This is a genomic window from Eoetvoesiella sp. (genome assembly GCF_035555955.1).
Lineage (GTDB): Bacteria > Pseudomonadota > Gammaproteobacteria > Burkholderiales > Burkholderiaceae_B > Eoetvoesia.
Map to the genome: position 1 here is coordinate 15,728 of NZ_DATMGA010000019.1, position 15,650 is coordinate 31,377.

Below are 15,650 nucleotides of genomic sequence, written 5' to 3' on the forward strand. Positions count from 1 at the left end.
TGGTCGAACCCGGCGCAGGCCTTCCGCAGCGGCGGGGGAGGCTTGCGCCGGGCGTGGGTTTAGAACGGGTACTGGCGCGGCGTGGTTTGCACCGATACCCAGCGCAGGTCGGTGAAGGCCTCGACGCCGGCCTTGCCGCCGAAGCGGCCGATGCCGCTGTCCTTGACGCCGCCGAACGGCATCTGCGCTTCGTCGTGGACGGTCGGGCCGTTGACGTGGCAAATACCCGCCTCGATGCGCTTGGCCACCTGCAGGGCCCGGCCCACGTCTTTGCCGAAGACCGCCGACGACAGGCCATAGGGGTTGTCGTTGGCGATGGCAATGGCTTCTTCCACGCCTTTGGCCCGCACGATGCCCTTGACGGGCGCGAAGGTTTCTTCGCTGTAGATTCGCATGGCCGGCGTGACATGATCGATGAGCGTGGCCGGCATGAGCGTGTTTTCGGCCTTGCCGCCGCACAGCAGCTTGGCGCCTTTGGCCAGGGCGTCGTCGATGATCTCGTTGCAGCGGGTCACCGTGCTCATGTCGACCACCGACCCCAGGACCACCGGGCCTTTGCGTGGATCGCCCAGGGGCAGGCCGACGGCTTTCCTGGTGAGCTGCTCGATGAAGGCATCGGCGATTTTCTCGTCGACGATGATGCGTTCGGTGGACATGCAGATTTGCCCCGAGTTGGCGAAGGCGCCGAAAGCGGCGGCATCGACGGCCTGGCCGATGTCGGCGTCGTCCAGGATGACCAAGGGCGCCTTGCCGCCCAGTTCCAGCACCACCGGCTTGAGGTATTTGGCGCAGACGGCGGCAATGACCTTGCCCACGCGGGTGGAGCCGGTGAAGTTCACGCGGCGCACGGCGGGGTGGGCGACCATGGCTTCGACCAGCGGGCCGGCGTCGGCTGGGGCGTTGGTGATGAAGTTGACCACGCCGTCGGGCAGGCCGGCTTCCTGCATGGCCTCGATGATGAGACCGTGCGTGGCGGGGCAGATTTCAGAGCCTTTCAGCACGACGGTGTTGCCGCAGGCCAGCGGCGTGGCAATGGCCCGCACGCCGAGAATGACGGGGGCGTTCCAGGGCGCCATGCCCAGCACTACGCCCGCCGGCTGGCGCAGCCCCATTGCCAGGTTGCCGGGCACATCGGAGGGTATGACTTCGCCGCTGATCTGGGTGGTCAGCGCGGCGGCTTCGTGCAGCATGCCGGCGGCCAGATGGGCGTTGAAGCCCGCCCACATGGCGGATGAGCCGGTTTCGCCCGCCATGGCGGCGATGAACGCATCGGTCTTGGCTTCCAGGGCGAGGGCGGCCTTGGAAAGCAGCGCCCGGCGCTCGTTGGGGCCTATGGCCGACCAGGCGGGGAAGGCCTTGCCCGCGGCTTCCACCGCGGCAATGGCGTCTTCGATGGTGGCGGCGGGGGCGACAGTGGCGACGCTGCCGTCAAGCGGGTTCTTCCGTTCGAACGTGGCGCCGTTGCCGGCCTGCTTTTTTTGGCCGTTGATAAGCATTGAAATGGTGGTCATGGCGATCTCCTGGTGTTGTTATGAGGATGGCGGGTTGATGTTGACACGGGCGTTTCCCGGCTGTACTTCTTTGGAGTCAGGCATTTCCCGTGCAATTTCAAATTTTTCCGGCAGCGGCTGGTGTGGCGTGCATTGACGCGCCATCGCCGATGGCATGGCGTTCCCGTCGCTGCCGATCTCTATGTGGAGCATACCCCATGAATAGCGCTATTTCAGCAACTTCCAGCGGTCTGTTTGAACTGGGCGGCGATTTGCCCGTCCACCGCCTTGGCTTTGGAGCCATGCGCATTACCGGCAAAGGCATATGGGGCGAGCCCGCCGACCGTCCCGAGGCGTTGCGCACGCTGAAGGCCCTGCCGGGGCTGGGCGTGAATTTCATCGATACCGCCGACAGCTATGGCCCGTATGTCAGCGAAGACCTGATCCGCGAGGCCTTGCGTCCGTATACCGGCCTTGTCGTGGCGACCAAGGGCGGGCTGACTCGCCATGGCCCCGATATCTGGGCGCCGCTGGGCAGGCCTGAGTACTTGCGCCAGTGCGTGTTGATGAGCTTGCGCCGTCTTGGGCTCGAGCGGATCGACCTCTGGCAACTGCACCGGGTCGATGCCAAGGTGCCGCGCGACGAGCAGTTCGACTGCATTGCGCAGATGCAAAAGGAAGGCCTTATCCGCCATGCGGGCCTGAGCGAGGTGGGCGTTGACGACATCCAGGCGGCATCCGCGCATTTCAAGGTCGCCACGGTGCAAAACCGCTACAACCTCATCGACCGCAGCAGCGAGGCCGTGCTGGACTATTGCGAGCAGCAGGGCATAGGCTTCATCCCCTGGCACCCGCTGGCGGCGGGCGCCCTGGCCAAACCGGGGTCGCTGCTGGACGGCATTGCCAAAAAGCGGGGTGCTTCCGCCAGCCAGGCGGCGCTGGCCTGGGTGCTCAAGCGCAGTCCGGTCGTCCTGCCTATTCCGGGCACCTCCAGCTTGGCCCATCTGCAGGAAAACATTGCCGCCGCGGGCATGGCGCTGACGGACGGCGAGTTCGCCGCGCTGGATGCCGAGGGCAAAAAGGAATTCGAGCGTACACATGCTGCCTAGCGCCGGTTGCGCTCCCTGCATGGGGCATATAATTACGCCTTGTGCTTAATGGGATGTGTACATGACAGTTGCGACGCCGGGCAGGCTTGATCGCTGGGGCGGTTTTATTGCAGTGGCGGTGGCGTTAAGCCTGTGTTTTTCGGTCAGCTCACTGCCCACGCCCTTGTATCCGCTGTACCAGACCGCCTGGAACATTCCTCCCAGCGCGTTGAGCTACATTTTCACTGCCTACATGGTGGGCGTGCTGCCTTCGCTGATCTGCTTCGGGCGCCTGTCCGATGCCTTGGGCCGGTTCCGCGTCGTCCTCACCTCGCTGTCGCTGCTCATGGTGGGCCTGTTCCTTTCCGCCATCGCCCCGGGCGTCGGGGTGCTGATCGTTGCGCGTTTCATCATTGGATTCGGCAACGGCCTGCTGACCACGGCCAGCGCCGTAGCCCTGGCCGAAGCCCACCCGCAACGCGACAGGCACGTGGCATCGGTGATCACGTCGATGGGCATAAGCGTGGCTTTCGGGCTGGGCCCGGTGGTTGGCGGCGCGCTGGCCCAGACAGGAGTAGCGCCCCTGGTTCTGCCCTACCTCGTGATCTTCGTGGCCGCGGGCTGCAATATCGCCCTGGCCGTGCGCTACCGGGCCCACTTGCTGGGGCCTTTCGGCACGCGAGCGCCGCTTTCCATCCGGCCCCAGCTGGCGCTGCCCAATCGTCCCAAGCGCCCCACGTTCTTCCTGGCCTGCGGCGCGGGCTTCGCCACTTTTGCCGTCGGCAGCCTGTTCGCCTCGATGGTGCCGTCCTTGTTGCGCGAGGTCCTGCCCTGGAAGGGGCCGCTGGTGGTGGGGGCGGCTTTTTTCCTGATGGCTCTGGCGTGCACCGTCATCCAGTTGACCCAGCGCAATATCGCGCCGTTCAAGGGCATGGTGCTGGGCATGCTGGGGTTTGCGGCGGCGGTCACGCTGCTTTCCGTGGGCGTGGCAACGCATGATGTCGCCGTGCTGGCGGTCGGCATGATTGCCGGAGGCGTGGGCCAGGGATTTTCGTTCATGAGTTCGGCCGTGATCGCGGGCATCAGTGTCGACGAAAACCGGCGCACCGCCAATATGTCCACGTATTTCCTGTGTGCCTATATCGGAGCCACCGCGCCCATCGTGGCGGTAGGCTTGCTGGCCGACCGCGTGGGCCTGCAAATGGCCATTTACGTATATGCCGTGCTCATCGGCTGCCTGCTGCTGTTGCTGGGAGCGTTGGCCGGACGCCGCCATGCGCGGCGAAACCCGGCATGAGCTGTCTCGGCGCACGCTCGGCCGCTCTTGATGGGATTGCCGGAAGAAAGGGTGTGTTGGTGAAAAATAATTGCGCGTTGATGAAAGTTAAGGGATTTTTGATGGATGGCATGGCTGGGTGAATCCGTAACCTAGGGTTTCCACTTATTATTTTTTTGTGCGAAAATCTCAAAAATAAGATTAAGATCGAAATATATACAAAGCTGTTCCGGAAGTCTCTGTCTGCCGGGCGTGCGGCGGGTAAACAAGCATCTATCACAGGAGCGATAAAAAGTGGAAGCTAGAACAACTTCGGCGGCGAGCGTGTCCGCCAACCCGGACAAGGTCACCAGCTACGGCTGGAAAGCACTGGCGGGCTCCACCCTTGGCTATGCCATGGATGGTTTCGATCTGCTGATCCTCGGCTTCATGCTGTCGGCCATTTCGGCCGAACTGCATCTGGGGCCGGGCCAGGCGGGCTCGCTGGTTACCTGGACCCTCATCGGCGCCGTTGCCGGCGGCCTCATCTTCGGCGCGCTTAGCGACTACTACGGCCGGGTGCGGGTTCTGACCTGGACCATCGTCCTGTTCGCGGTATTCACGGGCTTGTGCGCGTTCGCGCAGGGCTACTGGGATCTGCTGGTGTACCGCACCATCGCCGGTATAGGCCTGGGCGGCGAGTTCGGTATCGGCATGGCGCTGGCCGCCGAAGCCTGGCCCGCCAAGCATCGCGGCCGCGTGTCGTCCTATGTGGCCCTGGGCTGGCAGGCCGGGGTGCTGGCCGCCGCCATCGCCACCCCGCTGCTGCTGCCGCATATCGGCTGGCGCGGCATGTTCATCGTGGGCGTCATTCCCGCGCTGGTTGCCTGGTTTGTCCGCAGCCGCCTGCACGAGCCCGAAGTCTTCGTGCGCAGCGCCCAGAAAAAAGGCAATAGCCGGGCGTTCAAGCTGCTGGTCAAAGATGCCAAGACCACCAAGGTCAGTATCGGCATCGCCATTCTGTGCTCGGTGCAGAACTTCGGCTACTACGGCATCATGATCTGGATGCCCAGCTACCTGGCCAAGCAAATGGGTTTCAACCTGACCAAGTCGGCGGTCTGGACATCGGTAACCATCATCGGCATGGCCATCGGCATCTGGGTATTCGGCCAACTGGCCGACCGCATCGGCCGCAAGCCCAGCTTCCTGCTGTTCCAGGCCGGTGCGGTCATCATGGTGCTGGTCTACTCGCGCCTTACCGACCCCATCACCATGCTGTGGTGCGGCGCCTTGATGGGCGTGTTCGTGAACGGCATGCTGGGCGGCTACGGCGCATTGATGTCCGAAGCCTATCCCACCGAAGCGCGCGGCACGGCGCAGAATACGCTGTTCAATATCGGCCGGGCCGTCGGCGGCTTCGGACCGGTAGTCGTGGGCGGCCTGGCTGCGGCGTACTCGTTCCACACGGCCATCGCCCTGCTGGCCGCCATCTATGTCATCGACATGATTGCAACCATATTCCTGATTCCCGAACTCAAGGGCGTGGAACTGGAGTAAAGCGGTCTTGTCCAATCTCGGAGGGCTGGGGCCTGTCAACAGGCCCGGCGCCTTCCGGCGGCTGTATTTTTGAGTGAGGAAACTCCATGACCGATAAGGCTTGTTTTCATCGGAACGCGGAGAACGTGGCATCCCATCGGTGTGAGGTAGTCGAGCATCGCTGGGTGAATGATAGATACAAGTATTTGCGCCTTTCGGCGCAGTCCGACCTGGCGGGGGCAACCCGTCCAGGCCAGTTTTATCAGCTTAAGTGCCCGGTTACCGATACGCAGCAGCCGTTCCTGCTGCGCCCCATGAGCGTCTATGGGGTCGGGCCCGAACCCGGCACCATCGAATTCCTGTACAACGTCACGGGTGTTGGCACCCTGGCCATGTCCTCCCTTGGGGTGGGCGATTTCATGGAAATCGTCGGCCCGCTGGGCAACACCTTCGTCCTGGAACCCCAGTTCAAGCGCATCCTGGTGCTGGCGCGCGGCGTCGGGCTGGCCACCATGGCCCCGCTGCTGCAATACGCGGCCGGCGCGGGCATCGAGATCACCGCCATCATGTCGGCCCGCGAGCCCAAGGACCTGATGCGCGACGAATTCCTGCGGGGCGTGCCTGCCCAGGTGCATTGCGTCTACGACAGCGACGGCACGTCGTCGGTCGAGGCCGTGGAAGCGCTGGTGCGCCGCCTGCTCGACGAAAACCCCCACGACGTTGTCTATACCTGCGGTTCGCATCGGCTGCTCATGCTGCTGCAGCGCGTGCTGCAGGACTACCCGCAAACGCGGGGCGAGGTGGCCATGGAACAGCGCATGGCCTGCGGCATGGGCGTGTGCCTGTCCTGTGTCCGCATGTTCGATATCGAGGGCGACAAGCAGTTTCTGCGCGTATGCCGCGAAGGTCCGGTGTTTTCCATACGCGACGTGGTCGGGGAGGTGGAGTTTGGCTAATCTTAAAGTCAGGGTGGGCGATTTGTGCCTGCGCAACCCCGTCATGCCCGCGTCGGGATGTTTTGCCATCGAATACAGCGAGGCGCTGGATTTCGGCAATCTGGGCGCCCTGGTCATCAAAAGCGTTTCCCCCAAGAGCCGCGCCGGCAACCCCACGCCGCGCGTGGCGGAAACTCCTAGCGGCATGCTCAATTCCATCGGCATTCCCAGCAAGGGGCTGGATTACTACCGCAGCAAGGTGTTGCCGCCCTATACCAAATTCGGCACTCCGGTGGTCGTGTCCATTTCGGCCGATACGGTCGACGAATTCGCCGAGGCCGTCGCCACCATGTCGCTGCCCGAGGTGGCGGTGATCGAAGCCAATATTTCCTGCCCCAACCTCGAAGCGGACGGCATGGCCTTCGCCATGGACGTGGATTCCACCTACAAGGTGGTCAGCGCCATCCGCCGCAACACCCATCACCCGTTCTGGGCCAAGCTTACACCCAATGCCTCGAATGTGGCGGCGGTGGCCAAGGCCGCCGAGGAAGCGGGCGCCGACGCCATCGTCATGGGCAACACCGTGCTGGGCATGTCGATCGACGTGCGCACACGCAAGCCCAAGCTGGGCAACGTCATGGGCGGCCTGTCGGGTCCGGCCATCAAGCCGATCGCCGTGCGGATGGTGCATCAGTGCTATCGCAGCGTGCGCATTCCCATCATCGGCTGCGGCGGCATCCGCACGGCCGAGGACGTGGTGGAATTCATGCTGGCCGGCGCCAGCGCGGTTCAGGTCGGCACGGCGTCGTTCATCGACCCGGGCATCATGCAGAAGATCATCGACGGCCTGCATGATTTATGCCGGGAAATGGGCGTCGAGGACATCCACGCCTTGACCGGCCAGGTCAAGCTGGATCGCCAGTTGTCGGATCGCTGGCTGCGTTTCGCCCAGCAGTCGGGTTAGGTTTTTTGGTTTCAACAGGCCCCAGGGAGGCGGCCATCATGAATCTTCTCCAGTTCCGGTCTCTGGCGGAAAAAATCTTCGCAGATATACGCGAATTGACGTTCGACGGCGTGGGCGTCACGCGTGAAAGCTTTGGCAAGGGCGAGTCCGCCGCCGGCGACTACCTGCGCGATCTGGCGCTTTCCGAAGGGCTGGAGGTCGAGGCCGACCGCGCCGCCAACCTGGTGTTCCGCCGTCCCGGCACCAAGGCCGCCAGCGCCGTGGCATGGGTGGGCTCGCATATCGACTCGGTGCCGCAGGGCGGCAATTACGATGGCCTGGCCGGGGTCGTGGCGGGGCTGCTGTGCCTCATTGCGCGCCAGCGCGAAGGCCGCAGCGACCCCTTGCCATTGGAAACCGTGGCTTTCCGGGGCGAAGAAAGCGCCTGGTTCGGCAAGGCCTACATGGGCTCCAGCGCCTTGCTGGGCAAGCTTAGCGAGGCCGACCTGGCCCTGACCCAGCGCGCCACGGGCGCCACGCTGGCCGAGTACATGGAAAAGGCCGGGGCCGACGTGGCCGCGGTGCGCGCTGGCGAGGTGCTGTTCGACACCGCCCGCGTCAAGGCCTATCTGGAAGTGCACATCGAGCAGGGCCCGGTCATGGTGGCGCGCGAGCTGCCCCTGGCCGTGGTTTCGGGCATACGCGGCAATATCCGCCACAATCATGTGGTTTGCCTGGGCGACGCCCAGCATTCGGGCGTGGTGCCGCGCTGGCTGCGCCACGACGCCATGTTCGCGGTGGCCGACCTCATCATGCGCCTGGACGAGCACTGGCGCGTTCTGCTCGAGCGGGGCACCGACCTGGTGGTGACCGCCGGCGTGGTCAACACCGATCCGGCCGAGCATTCCATTTCCCGCATTCCGGGGCGAGTAAACTTCAGTATTGAGGCCCGTAGCAAAAGCACCGATACGCTGGAGGCGTTCTATCAGCTGATGCGCGCCGAGTGCACGGCAATCAGCCGAGAGCGCGGCGTGCGCTTCGAGTTCGACCGCCGCCTGCTCAGCGAGCCGGCGACCATGGACGACGGCATCTGCAAGGTGCTGTCGAACGCCTGCTCCCAAGAGAATATTCCTTTCGAGGTGATTCCCAGCGGGGCCGGCCACGATGCGTCGCTGTTCGCCAATGCCGGCATTCCAAGCGGCATGCTGTTTGTGCGCAACCAGAACGGGTCTCATAATCCCCAGGAAGCCATGGAGATCGATGACTTCATGCTGGGCGTTCAAGTTTTGAGCGACGCGCTCGACGAACTGCCGCAGGCCAAGGCGGTGGCCTCCTCCAGTGCGAAAGACGGATAGGGCCGGTGGGTACGGCTCTTTTCAGTATTGACAGGCCCTAATCGGACAAGAGGATATATGAAGCTGTTTCGTACCGAACACGATTTACTCGGAAACCGCGAGGTTCCCGCCGATGTTTATTACGGGGTGCACACACTAAGAGCCAAAGAGAACTTCCAGATTTCCGGCATTCCGGTATCGGCGTATCCGCAACTGGTGTTCGCGCTGGCCGCCGTGAAAGAGGCCGCGGCCGAGGCCAACTACGGGTTGGGACTGCTGCCGGTCGACAAATACAAGGCCATTGTGGCGGCCTGCGAGGAAATCCGCCAGGGCGCCCTGGAAGACCAGTTCGTGGTCGACGTCATCCAGGGCGGGGCGGGGACCTCCACCAACATGAACGCCAACGAGGTCATTTGCAACCGCGCGCTGGAAATCATGGGCCATCAGCGCGGCGAATACCAGTTCCTGCATCCGAACGAGGATGTGAACATGGCGCAAAGCACCAACGATGTGTATCCCACGGCCATACGCATTGCCACCTGCCTGGGCATTCATCGCCTGCTGGAAGCCATGGAGCATTTGCGTGGCGAATTCGCGGCCAAGGCGCTGGAGTTCGCCGACATGCTCAAGATAGGCCGCACGCAGCTGCAGGACGCCGTGCCCATGACACTGGGGCAGGAATTCTCTACCTACGCGCTGATGCTGGAAGAAGACATGTCCCGCCTGCGCGAAGCCGAATTGCTCATCCACGAAATCAATCTTGGCGCAACGGCCATCGGCACCGGCATCACCGCCCACCCCGCCTACGCGGCCAAGGCGCTGGAAGCCCTGAAGCGCATTACGGGCATCGAGCTGATCACGGCGCCGAACCTGATCGAGGCCACGCAGGACTGCGGCGCCTTTGTGCAATTGTCGGGGGTGCTCAAGCGCATTGCCGTCAAGCTGTCCAAGATCTGCAACGACTTGCGCCTGCTTTCCAGCGGCCCGCGCGCCGGCTTCGGCGAAATCAACCTGCCGCCCATGCAGGCCGGCTCGTCGATCATGCCGGGCAAGGTCAACCCCGTTATTCCCGAAGTGGTCAACCAGATAGCCTTCGAAGTGTTCGGCAACGACCTGACCGTCACCTTCGCCGCCGAGGGCGGGCAATTGCAGCTCAACGCCTTCGAGCCCATCATCACCCACGCGCTGTTCCGCAGTTTCAAGTACTTGACCAGCGGCTGCTATACCCTGGCCGACTTGTGTATCAAGGGAATCACGGCCAATCGCGAGAAGCTGCTTTCCAATATGGAAAACTCGATTTCCCTGGTCACGGCCTTGAACCCCTACATCGGCTACGAAGCGGCAACTTCGGTGGCGGCCGAGGCCTATGCCAAGGGGACGAGCGTGCGCGAAGTGGTGCTGGAGCGCAAGCTGATGACGCCGGTCCAGCTTGACGAGGCTTTGCGCCACGAAGTCCTGACCCAGCCCTGGGCTTACGACAAACATGCCGGTGCTGCGGCGAGCGCCGCATCCAAGGAGAACTCCTGATCATGACAGACGCTTTCTCGCCGAGTGAGTGCGGCCGCGCGGTTGCCGCGGCGCTGTTCGATACGGGTTGCGTCATGGCGCGCCGGGACGAGCCCTTCCGGCTGCCGTCCGGATGGGCCAGTCCCGTGTACATGGACTGCCGCCGCCTCATTTCCTTTCCCGCCGTGCGCCGCGACCTGGTCGCCCGGGGTTTGCAATTGCTGCGCGACCAGGGCGCGTTGCAGGATGTCGTCTCGGTAGCCGGCGGCGAGGCCAGCGGCATCGCGCTGGCGGCCTGGATGGCCGAGGCGCTCGACCTGCCGCTGGAATACGTGCGCAAGAAGCAGGCGGGGCAGACCCGCATCGTGGGCGTGGTCAAGCCGGGCGACAAGGTGTTGATGGTGGACGACCTGATGGCCGCGGGCCAGTCCAAGGTGGCGTTCTGCAAGGCGCTTGCCGCCGCCGGCGCGGTGGTCGAGGACTTGTTCGTCGTCTTCGATTACGCGGCGTTTCCCAACCGTCATATCCTGGATGCCCTGAAGCTGCGCGTGCACGCGCTGGCCACCTGGCGCGACGTGCTTGCCGTGGCGCGCGAGCAGGGCCGCCTGGATGCCGCGGCACTGAAAGAACTGGCCGAATTCCTGGACGATCCGGCGGGGTGGTCGCAGGCCCATGGTGGAATCGCGGCCTACCATTACGATAAATAAGCGGACTGGCGCCTATGCGGTCGAACAAGAAAGAAAGGTAAGGGAAAATGGACGCCAGTATCAAAAGATTCAAGTCGTCGGTGGACTATGTGTCTTTGGGCGACCGCCTGCGCGCCTACCGCATCGGCGCTTCGCTTCAGGCCGAAGACGTCGCCGAGCGCCTTGGCGTTTCGCGCGCGGCAGTCTACCGCATGGAAAAAGGCGAGATCGTCAAGATCGAGATGCTCGAGCGGCTGGCCCATCTGTTGGGCACCTCCATCGCCTCGCTGCTGGGCGTCGAAGTCGAATACTACGCCAACGCCTGGGGCTTTTTCGAACGCATGCACCAGATCGAGCGGGCTTCAGAGCGTATCTTCGCGCATTTCGAACCCATCTCACTGCTGCTGACTTCCGACAGCTATCTGGAGCATCTGCGCACCATGCTGCTCGAAGCCACGCCGGCCCAGGTCGGCGGGGTGCTCAAGTCCAAAGAAGTCGATGAGGTCATCCGGCTCATCATCGAGCGCAAGCATTCGTTCGAAGAGCGCCATCCTCACGTGCTGAGCCTGATCGGCCTGCAGGAGCTCGAGCATTTCATGCAAATAGGCCTGGTCGGACGTACCAACCTGCCGGCGAGTGTGCGGACCGAGCGCCGCAAAGCCGCGCGCCACGAGGTAAGCCGCATGGCCGACCTCATGGAAAGCGAGCCTTTGAACGTGCAGATCGGCCTGGTCGACGATTCCATGCCTTCCTCGACCTACCAGATCTTCGTCGGGGCCAAGCACAAGATATTGGCGGTCAGCCCTTTCCACATGGGCGCGCTGCCCAATGTGCGCAATGGCATCGCCACGATCACCGCGGCGCCGGAGGCTCTGAAGGTCTACGAGGGAATGATTTCCAGGCTTTGGAAAGGAGCGTACAAAGGCAAGACGGGCGCCGCCCATTTGCGCCAGTTGCTGGCTAGGCTTTGATTCCGCCGGCCGGCGGGGCTGCGTGTTTGGTGGCGCCGGCCGCTTGTGTTACTGTAATTTTTTTGGTTTTTCGATGCCGTCCGGTGCTTGCGCCAGCCAGGTTCCAATGGGGGATCCTGCCGGCATTCCGATCCCGTTTTGATGTGGAGCTGTCACGAAATGACGTTTAAAGAAATTGCGCAACGTTTTGAGCGTTCAGAGTCGGGTAGCGACTCATTCAAAATCTTCTACAAAGAGGCGTTCAACCTCATGAAGTCCGATCCGCAGAATGCGGGCCTGTATTTCGTGGTGGGCGTCGCGGCTCAGACCTACGTCATCAAGTACGAAGACCAGGCCGTCGATCCCGATTTCGCGGATCGCGCCAAGTCGACGCTGGAAGGCTTCAACAAGCGGCTGCAAGAGGCACTGGAAAAGAGCGCCGACGAACGCCTGCGCATTCTGGGCGAAGTGGCCGTCGACTACGAATGGAAGGTCGACGCGTTCTAGCAAGGCCGCCGGTCAGGGCCTGACGCCGTCCCGGATGAAGGGCTCCAGCAGCTCGCGCGCAAGCTCGGCATCTTCATGGGCCACCAGCAATATGCTTTCGTTCAGGCTGACCGACAGAGGCCCCGGATACATCGACCCGAAAGCCTGCCCCTGCATGACATACCGGATATTGTGCGCATCCATGAGCGCCGCGATCACCGTTGCTTCGCTTGGCGATTGCGGCGTGTAGACGGGTGTCATTTCCATAGCGGGTTTCCTTGAGCCGGGGCGCGCCGGGCGCATCCTTCTGCGTCGGCGTGCCGCATTGCGTGTCCTTGCGCAAGCACATCATCCCCCATTTGGCCCGTAGGCGCCATGTAATTCTTCCAATCGTTTCCGGCCAGACCGCGTGGCAAACGGGCACGGCGGCTGGTCCGCGCGTTTCTTAAGGGTAAACGCTGGGCAAATCGTGCTTGCCCAAAAAGCCGCCCTTGTCTACACTTTCCATTACGTATACGTAATGGAATTCACCATTGTCATGCACTCTGGAGACTGAACGATGTGGCCTGAAAATGCTTGGTATGTGGCGGCTTTTTCTTCCGAAGTCCAAGGCGGGCTGCTGGCCCGCAAATTCCTGGGGAAAGCCGTTGTGCTGTATCGCCGCGGCGACGATACCGTCGCCGCTTTGGAAGACCGCTGCGCCCACCGGCGGCTGCCGCTTTCTTTCGGTTATGTGGAAAACGATCAGGTCGTCTGTGGGTACCACGGCATGGCGTTCAATGGGCAAGGGCAGTGCACGCGCATTCCGGGCCAGGAAAAAATCCCCGCCTCGGCCTGTGTCCGGTCGTTTCCCGTCGTCGAGCGCGATCGGCTGTTATGGATATGGATGGGCGATCCCTCACTGGCCGATCCGGGCCTTGTTCCGGACATGGGCCGGCTGAACCACCCCGACTGGATCCCCAGCCAGGGCTATTGCCATTTGAACGCCGACTATCGCCTGCTCAACGACAACCTGCTCGATCTTTCGCACGTGGCTTTCGTGCATGGACGGACCATAGGCAATGCGGCCGTGGCCGAGTCCCCCATCGAGGTGTCCCAGCAGGGCAGCGTCGTGCGCGTGCACCGCGATGTCGTGGGCGCCATGGCGCCGCCGTTCTACACCTACCTGGGCAAGTACGCCAAGCCCATTCACCGCTGGCATACGGTCAATTACCACGCGCCGTCGATCTGCGTGATCGAGGTCGGCTGCCGGGCGCTGCACGAAGGCGACGGCCTGGGCGAGATCACGGGCTGCGTCATGCACCTGGCCACGCCCGAAACCGCAAGCTCCACGCATTATTTCTGGGCGTTCGTGCGCAATTTCCGCCAGGACGACGAGTTCCTTACGCGCTATATCCAGGAGGCCGTGGACGCAACGCACAACGAGGACAAGGTGGTGGTCGAACTGCAGCAGTCGGCGCTGACGCCCGATGAGTGCGATAATCCCGTCCAGACCGCCATCGCCGTGGATAGCGGCCCCATACGCGGGCGGCGCGTGCTGCAGGCCATGATGGCCGACGAACAGCGCGAGCGCGCTCCCGCCTTGCCATAGCCACGTTGTCATTTCACAAGCAAGCTGTTCCATGCCCATGACCGCAGCGCAGCGTATCCCCCATGAATTGAATGACCACCCCGGGCATTTGCTGCGCCGCGCCCAGCAGATCGTGGTGGCGTCGTTCTACGACAATGTCGGCCGCGACAGCCTGACGCCTCTGCAATACGCCTTGCTGGTGGCGCTGGATGAAAACCCCGGCATCGACCAGGTTACGCTGGCCAAGCTGGTGGCCCTGGACAACTCGACTACCGCCGAGACTGCGGTTCGGCTCGAGGCCAAGGGTCTTATCGTGCGCGAGCTTTACATCGAAAAGCGCCGCCAGCGGCGTTTGTCCCTGACCCGCGCCGGCCAGGAGGTGCTGGAAGGTATGCAGGGCGGCATCCAGAACATGAAGAACCAGCTGCTTGCCCGGCTTGCGCCGGACGAACAGGAACTGTTCCTGCGCCTTTTGCGCGACTTCGTGAACGCCGAAGGCGCGTCGCCCGACGATGACGCCGCGCATGTGACCGGCCGGCGCGCCCTGCCGCAGGCGGCGCTCGGCGCGTCCCGGAAAGGCAACAAATAGCCAGCGGGACGCGGCGGGAAGCAGGTTTAGACGCCTGGATCCTTGAAGTGCTCGATCTTGTCGAATTCCACGTTGTAGATCTGGCCGTCGACCTTCTCGGCCTTGCGGATATACACGTTCTGCACGACGTCGCGGGTTTGCGGGTCGATGCTCATGGGGCCGCGCGGGCTCGTCCAGCTGGCGCCCTTCATGGCCGCCAGGAGCTGGTCGCCCGTGGCGTTGGGGCCGGCTTTTTTCAGCGCCGCATAAATAAGATGCATGCCGTCATAGCCGCCCACCGACATGAAGTTGGGCCGCATGCTGTTATTGGTAAGCTTTCTGAACGCGGCGACATAGGCCTTGTTCTCGGGCGAGTCGTGGGCGGTCGAGTAGTGCTGGGAAGTGATGATGCCCAGCGCCTCGTCGCCCATGCTGGGCAGCAGGTCGTCGTCCAGCACGTCGCCGGTGGCGATCAGCTTGATGCCCGCGGCGGCCAGCCCGCGCTGTGCGAACTGCTTCATCAGCGTACTGCCCTGGCCGGAGGGAACGAAGACGAAGACCGCATCGGGCTTCAGGTCTTTGACACGCTGCAAAAACGGCGAGAAGTCGGGGTTCTGCTGCGGGATGCGCAGATTGCCCAGGATCTTGCCGCCGCCTTCCGTGAAGCGTTTGGTGAAGACCTTCTCGGCATCGTGGCCCGGTCCGAAATCGGATACCAGCGTCACGACCGACTTGATGTGGGAGTTAGGGTTTTTGGCCGCCCAGTCGGCCAGGGGCGCGGTGGTCTGGGGCAATGTCATGGAGGTGCGCACGATATATGGCGACTTCTGCATGATGGACGACGTGCCCGCCGCCATCACGACCATGGGCGTCTTGGATTGCGTGGCGATGGGCGCCGCGGCAAAGGCGAGCGGCGTCAGGCCGAAACCGGCAATGACATTGACCTTTTCCTGCACGACAAGCTCTTGCGCCAGGCGCTTGGTGGTTTCAGGCTGGATGCCGCCATCGTCCTTGACGATGAGCTGGATCTGGCGGCCGTCCACTTTGTCGCCGTTCTGCTGCATATACAGCCGGGCGGCGGCTTCGACCTGCTTGCCGGTCGAGGCGAAGGGGCCCGTCATGGGAATGATCAGGCCGATCTTGAACGGTTCGGCGGCATGGCTCGCCAGGGGTGTCGTGGCCAGGCACGCGGTGGCCAATGCCGTCAATAATGCTTTTTTCAATGTCTTCTCCAGGGAATGTTTGTTTTTGGATTGCCGTAGTCGATACATCGACCGTGAGCATGTCGCAAAGAAAGTTGAAT

At 63.0% G+C, this 15,650-nt stretch carries 15 protein-coding genes; 12 read left to right on the forward strand and 3 right to left on the reverse strand.

What is annotated here, in order from left to right:
* Nucleotides 1–59: 59 nt before the first annotated feature.
* Nucleotides 60–1,511 carry an aldehyde dehydrogenase gene (locus VNT00_RS06150; protein ID WP_325585548.1) on the reverse strand — a complete coding sequence of 484 codons (1,452 nt, stop codon included), beginning with the start codon at nucleotides 1,509–1,511 and terminating at the stop codon, nucleotides 60–62.
* Between the two features lie 197 nt (nucleotides 1,512–1,708).
* Here VNT00_RS06150 and VNT00_RS06155 point away from each other — a divergent pair, with 197 nt between their 5' ends.
* The 10 genes from VNT00_RS06155 (at nucleotide 1,709) to VNT00_RS06200 (ending at nucleotide 12,230) form a co-directional block, all read left to right on the forward strand.
* Nucleotides 1,709–2,599: an aldo/keto reductase gene (locus VNT00_RS06155; protein WP_325585550.1), complete on the forward strand. Its 891-nt coding sequence runs from the start codon at nucleotides 1,709–1,711 to the stop codon at nucleotides 2,597–2,599.
* 61 nt (nucleotides 2,600–2,660) lie between these two features.
* Nucleotides 2,661–3,875, forward strand: coding sequence for an MFS transporter (locus VNT00_RS06160; protein WP_325585552.1), 1,215 nt, complete (start codon nucleotides 2,661–2,663; stop codon nucleotides 3,873–3,875).
* Nucleotides 3,876–4,148: 273 nt separating this feature from the next.
* Nucleotides 4,149–5,390 carry an MFS transporter gene (locus VNT00_RS06165; RefSeq protein ID WP_325585554.1) on the forward strand — a complete coding sequence of 414 codons (1,242 nt, stop codon included), beginning with the start codon at nucleotides 4,149–4,151 and terminating at the stop codon, nucleotides 5,388–5,390.
* 164 nt (nucleotides 5,391–5,554) lie between these two features.
* The gene (locus VNT00_RS06170; protein WP_325585556.1) at nucleotides 5,555–6,325 is read left to right on the forward strand and encodes a dihydroorotate dehydrogenase electron transfer subunit; all 771 of its coding nucleotides are present in this window, start codon (nucleotides 5,555–5,557) and stop codon (nucleotides 6,323–6,325) included.
* Nucleotides 6,318–7,268: a dihydroorotate dehydrogenase gene (locus VNT00_RS06175; RefSeq protein ID WP_325585558.1), complete on the forward strand. Its 951-nt coding sequence runs from the start codon at nucleotides 6,318–6,320 to the stop codon at nucleotides 7,266–7,268. Before VNT00_RS06170 ends, VNT00_RS06175 begins: the two co-directional genes overlap by 8 nt.
* A gap of 38 nt (nucleotides 7,269–7,306) precedes the next feature.
* Nucleotides 7,307–8,602: a hydantoinase/carbamoylase family amidase gene (locus VNT00_RS06180; protein ID WP_325585560.1), complete on the forward strand. Its 1,296-nt coding sequence runs from the start codon at nucleotides 7,307–7,309 to the stop codon at nucleotides 8,600–8,602.
* A gap of 57 nt (nucleotides 8,603–8,659) precedes the next feature.
* Nucleotides 8,660–10,108: an aspartate ammonia-lyase gene (gene aspA, locus VNT00_RS06185; protein WP_325585562.1), complete on the forward strand. Its 1,449-nt coding sequence runs from the start codon at nucleotides 8,660–8,662 to the stop codon at nucleotides 10,106–10,108.
* 2 nt (nucleotides 10,109–10,110) lie between these two features.
* Entirely contained in the window at nucleotides 10,111–10,794 is a 684-nt protein-coding gene (locus VNT00_RS06190) for an orotate phosphoribosyltransferase (protein WP_325585564.1), read from the forward strand.
* 47 nt (nucleotides 10,795–10,841) lie between these two features.
* Complete coding sequence (locus VNT00_RS06195; RefSeq protein ID WP_325585566.1) at nucleotides 10,842–11,744, forward strand: helix-turn-helix domain-containing protein; 903 nt, start codon at nucleotides 10,842–10,844, stop codon at nucleotides 11,742–11,744.
* Nucleotides 11,745–11,903: 159 nt separating this feature from the next.
* Nucleotides 11,904–12,230 (forward strand): hypothetical protein, encoded by a 327-nt coding sequence (locus tag VNT00_RS06200; protein ID WP_325585568.1) that lies wholly within the window; start codon nucleotides 11,904–11,906, stop codon nucleotides 12,228–12,230.
* A gap of 12 nt (nucleotides 12,231–12,242) precedes the next feature.
* Here the strand turns inward: VNT00_RS06200 and VNT00_RS06205 are convergent, their stop codons facing one another.
* The gene (locus VNT00_RS06205) at nucleotides 12,243–12,476 is read right to left on the reverse strand and encodes a putative signal transducing protein (protein ID WP_325585570.1); all 234 of its coding nucleotides are present in this window, start codon (nucleotides 12,474–12,476) and stop codon (nucleotides 12,243–12,245) included.
* A gap of 292 nt (nucleotides 12,477–12,768) precedes the next feature.
* On the opposite strand from VNT00_RS06205, the gene VNT00_RS06210 reads away from it, so the two are divergent.
* Together VNT00_RS06210 and VNT00_RS06215 are read left to right on the forward strand one after the other, a co-directional pair.
* Entirely contained in the window at nucleotides 12,769–13,800 is a 1,032-nt protein-coding gene (locus VNT00_RS06210; RefSeq protein WP_325585572.1) for an aromatic ring-hydroxylating dioxygenase subunit alpha, read from the forward strand.
* A gap of 31 nt (nucleotides 13,801–13,831) precedes the next feature.
* Nucleotides 13,832–14,368, forward strand: a complete 537-nt coding sequence (locus VNT00_RS06215; RefSeq protein WP_325585574.1) for a MarR family winged helix-turn-helix transcriptional regulator — start codon at nucleotides 13,832–13,834, stop codon at nucleotides 14,366–14,368.
* A 26-nt stretch (nucleotides 14,369–14,394) separates the two neighbouring features.
* On the opposite strand, the gene VNT00_RS06220 is transcribed toward VNT00_RS06215, so the two are convergent.
* Entirely contained in the window at nucleotides 14,395–15,618 is a 1,224-nt protein-coding gene (locus tag VNT00_RS06220) for an ABC transporter substrate-binding protein (protein WP_414650896.1), read from the reverse strand.
* Nucleotides 15,619–15,650: the final 32 nt, after the last annotated feature.

Excerpts from the sequence above, each read along its gene's own strand:
- VNT00_RS06150 (WP_325585548.1), bottom strand. The coding sequence starts at position 1,511 with ATGACCACCATTTCAATGCTTATCAACGGCCAAAAAAAGCAGGCCGGC.
- VNT00_RS06155 (WP_325585550.1), top strand. The coding sequence starts at position 1,709 with ATGAATAGCGCTATTTCAGCAACTTCCAGCGGTCTGTTTGAACTGGGC.
- VNT00_RS06160 (WP_325585552.1), top strand. The coding sequence starts at position 2,661 with ATGACAGTTGCGACGCCGGGCAGGCTTGATCGCTGGGGCGGTTTTATT.
- VNT00_RS06180 (WP_325585560.1), top strand. The coding sequence starts at position 7,307 with ATGAATCTTCTCCAGTTCCGGTCTCTGGCGGAAAAAATCTTCGCAGAT.
- aspA (WP_325585562.1), top strand. The coding sequence starts at position 8,660 with ATGAAGCTGTTTCGTACCGAACACGATTTACTCGGAAACCGCGAGGTT.
- VNT00_RS06190 (WP_325585564.1), top strand. The coding sequence starts at position 10,111 with ATGACAGACGCTTTCTCGCCGAGTGAGTGCGGCCGCGCGGTTGCCGCG.
- VNT00_RS06195 (WP_325585566.1), top strand. The coding sequence starts at position 10,842 with ATGGACGCCAGTATCAAAAGATTCAAGTCGTCGGTGGACTATGTGTCT.
- VNT00_RS06200 (WP_325585568.1), top strand. The coding sequence starts at position 11,904 with ATGACGTTTAAAGAAATTGCGCAACGTTTTGAGCGTTCAGAGTCGGGT.
- VNT00_RS06205 (WP_325585570.1), bottom strand. The coding sequence starts at position 12,476 with ATGGAAATGACACCCGTCTACACGCCGCAATCGCCAAGCGAAGCAACG.
- VNT00_RS06210 (WP_325585572.1), top strand. The coding sequence starts at position 12,769 with ATGTGGCCTGAAAATGCTTGGTATGTGGCGGCTTTTTCTTCCGAAGTC.
- VNT00_RS06215 (WP_325585574.1), top strand. The coding sequence starts at position 13,832 with ATGCCCATGACCGCAGCGCAGCGTATCCCCCATGAATTGAATGACCAC.
- VNT00_RS06220 (WP_414650896.1), bottom strand. The coding sequence starts at position 15,618 with ATGTATCGACTACGGCAATCCAAAAACAAACATTCCCTGGAGAAGACA.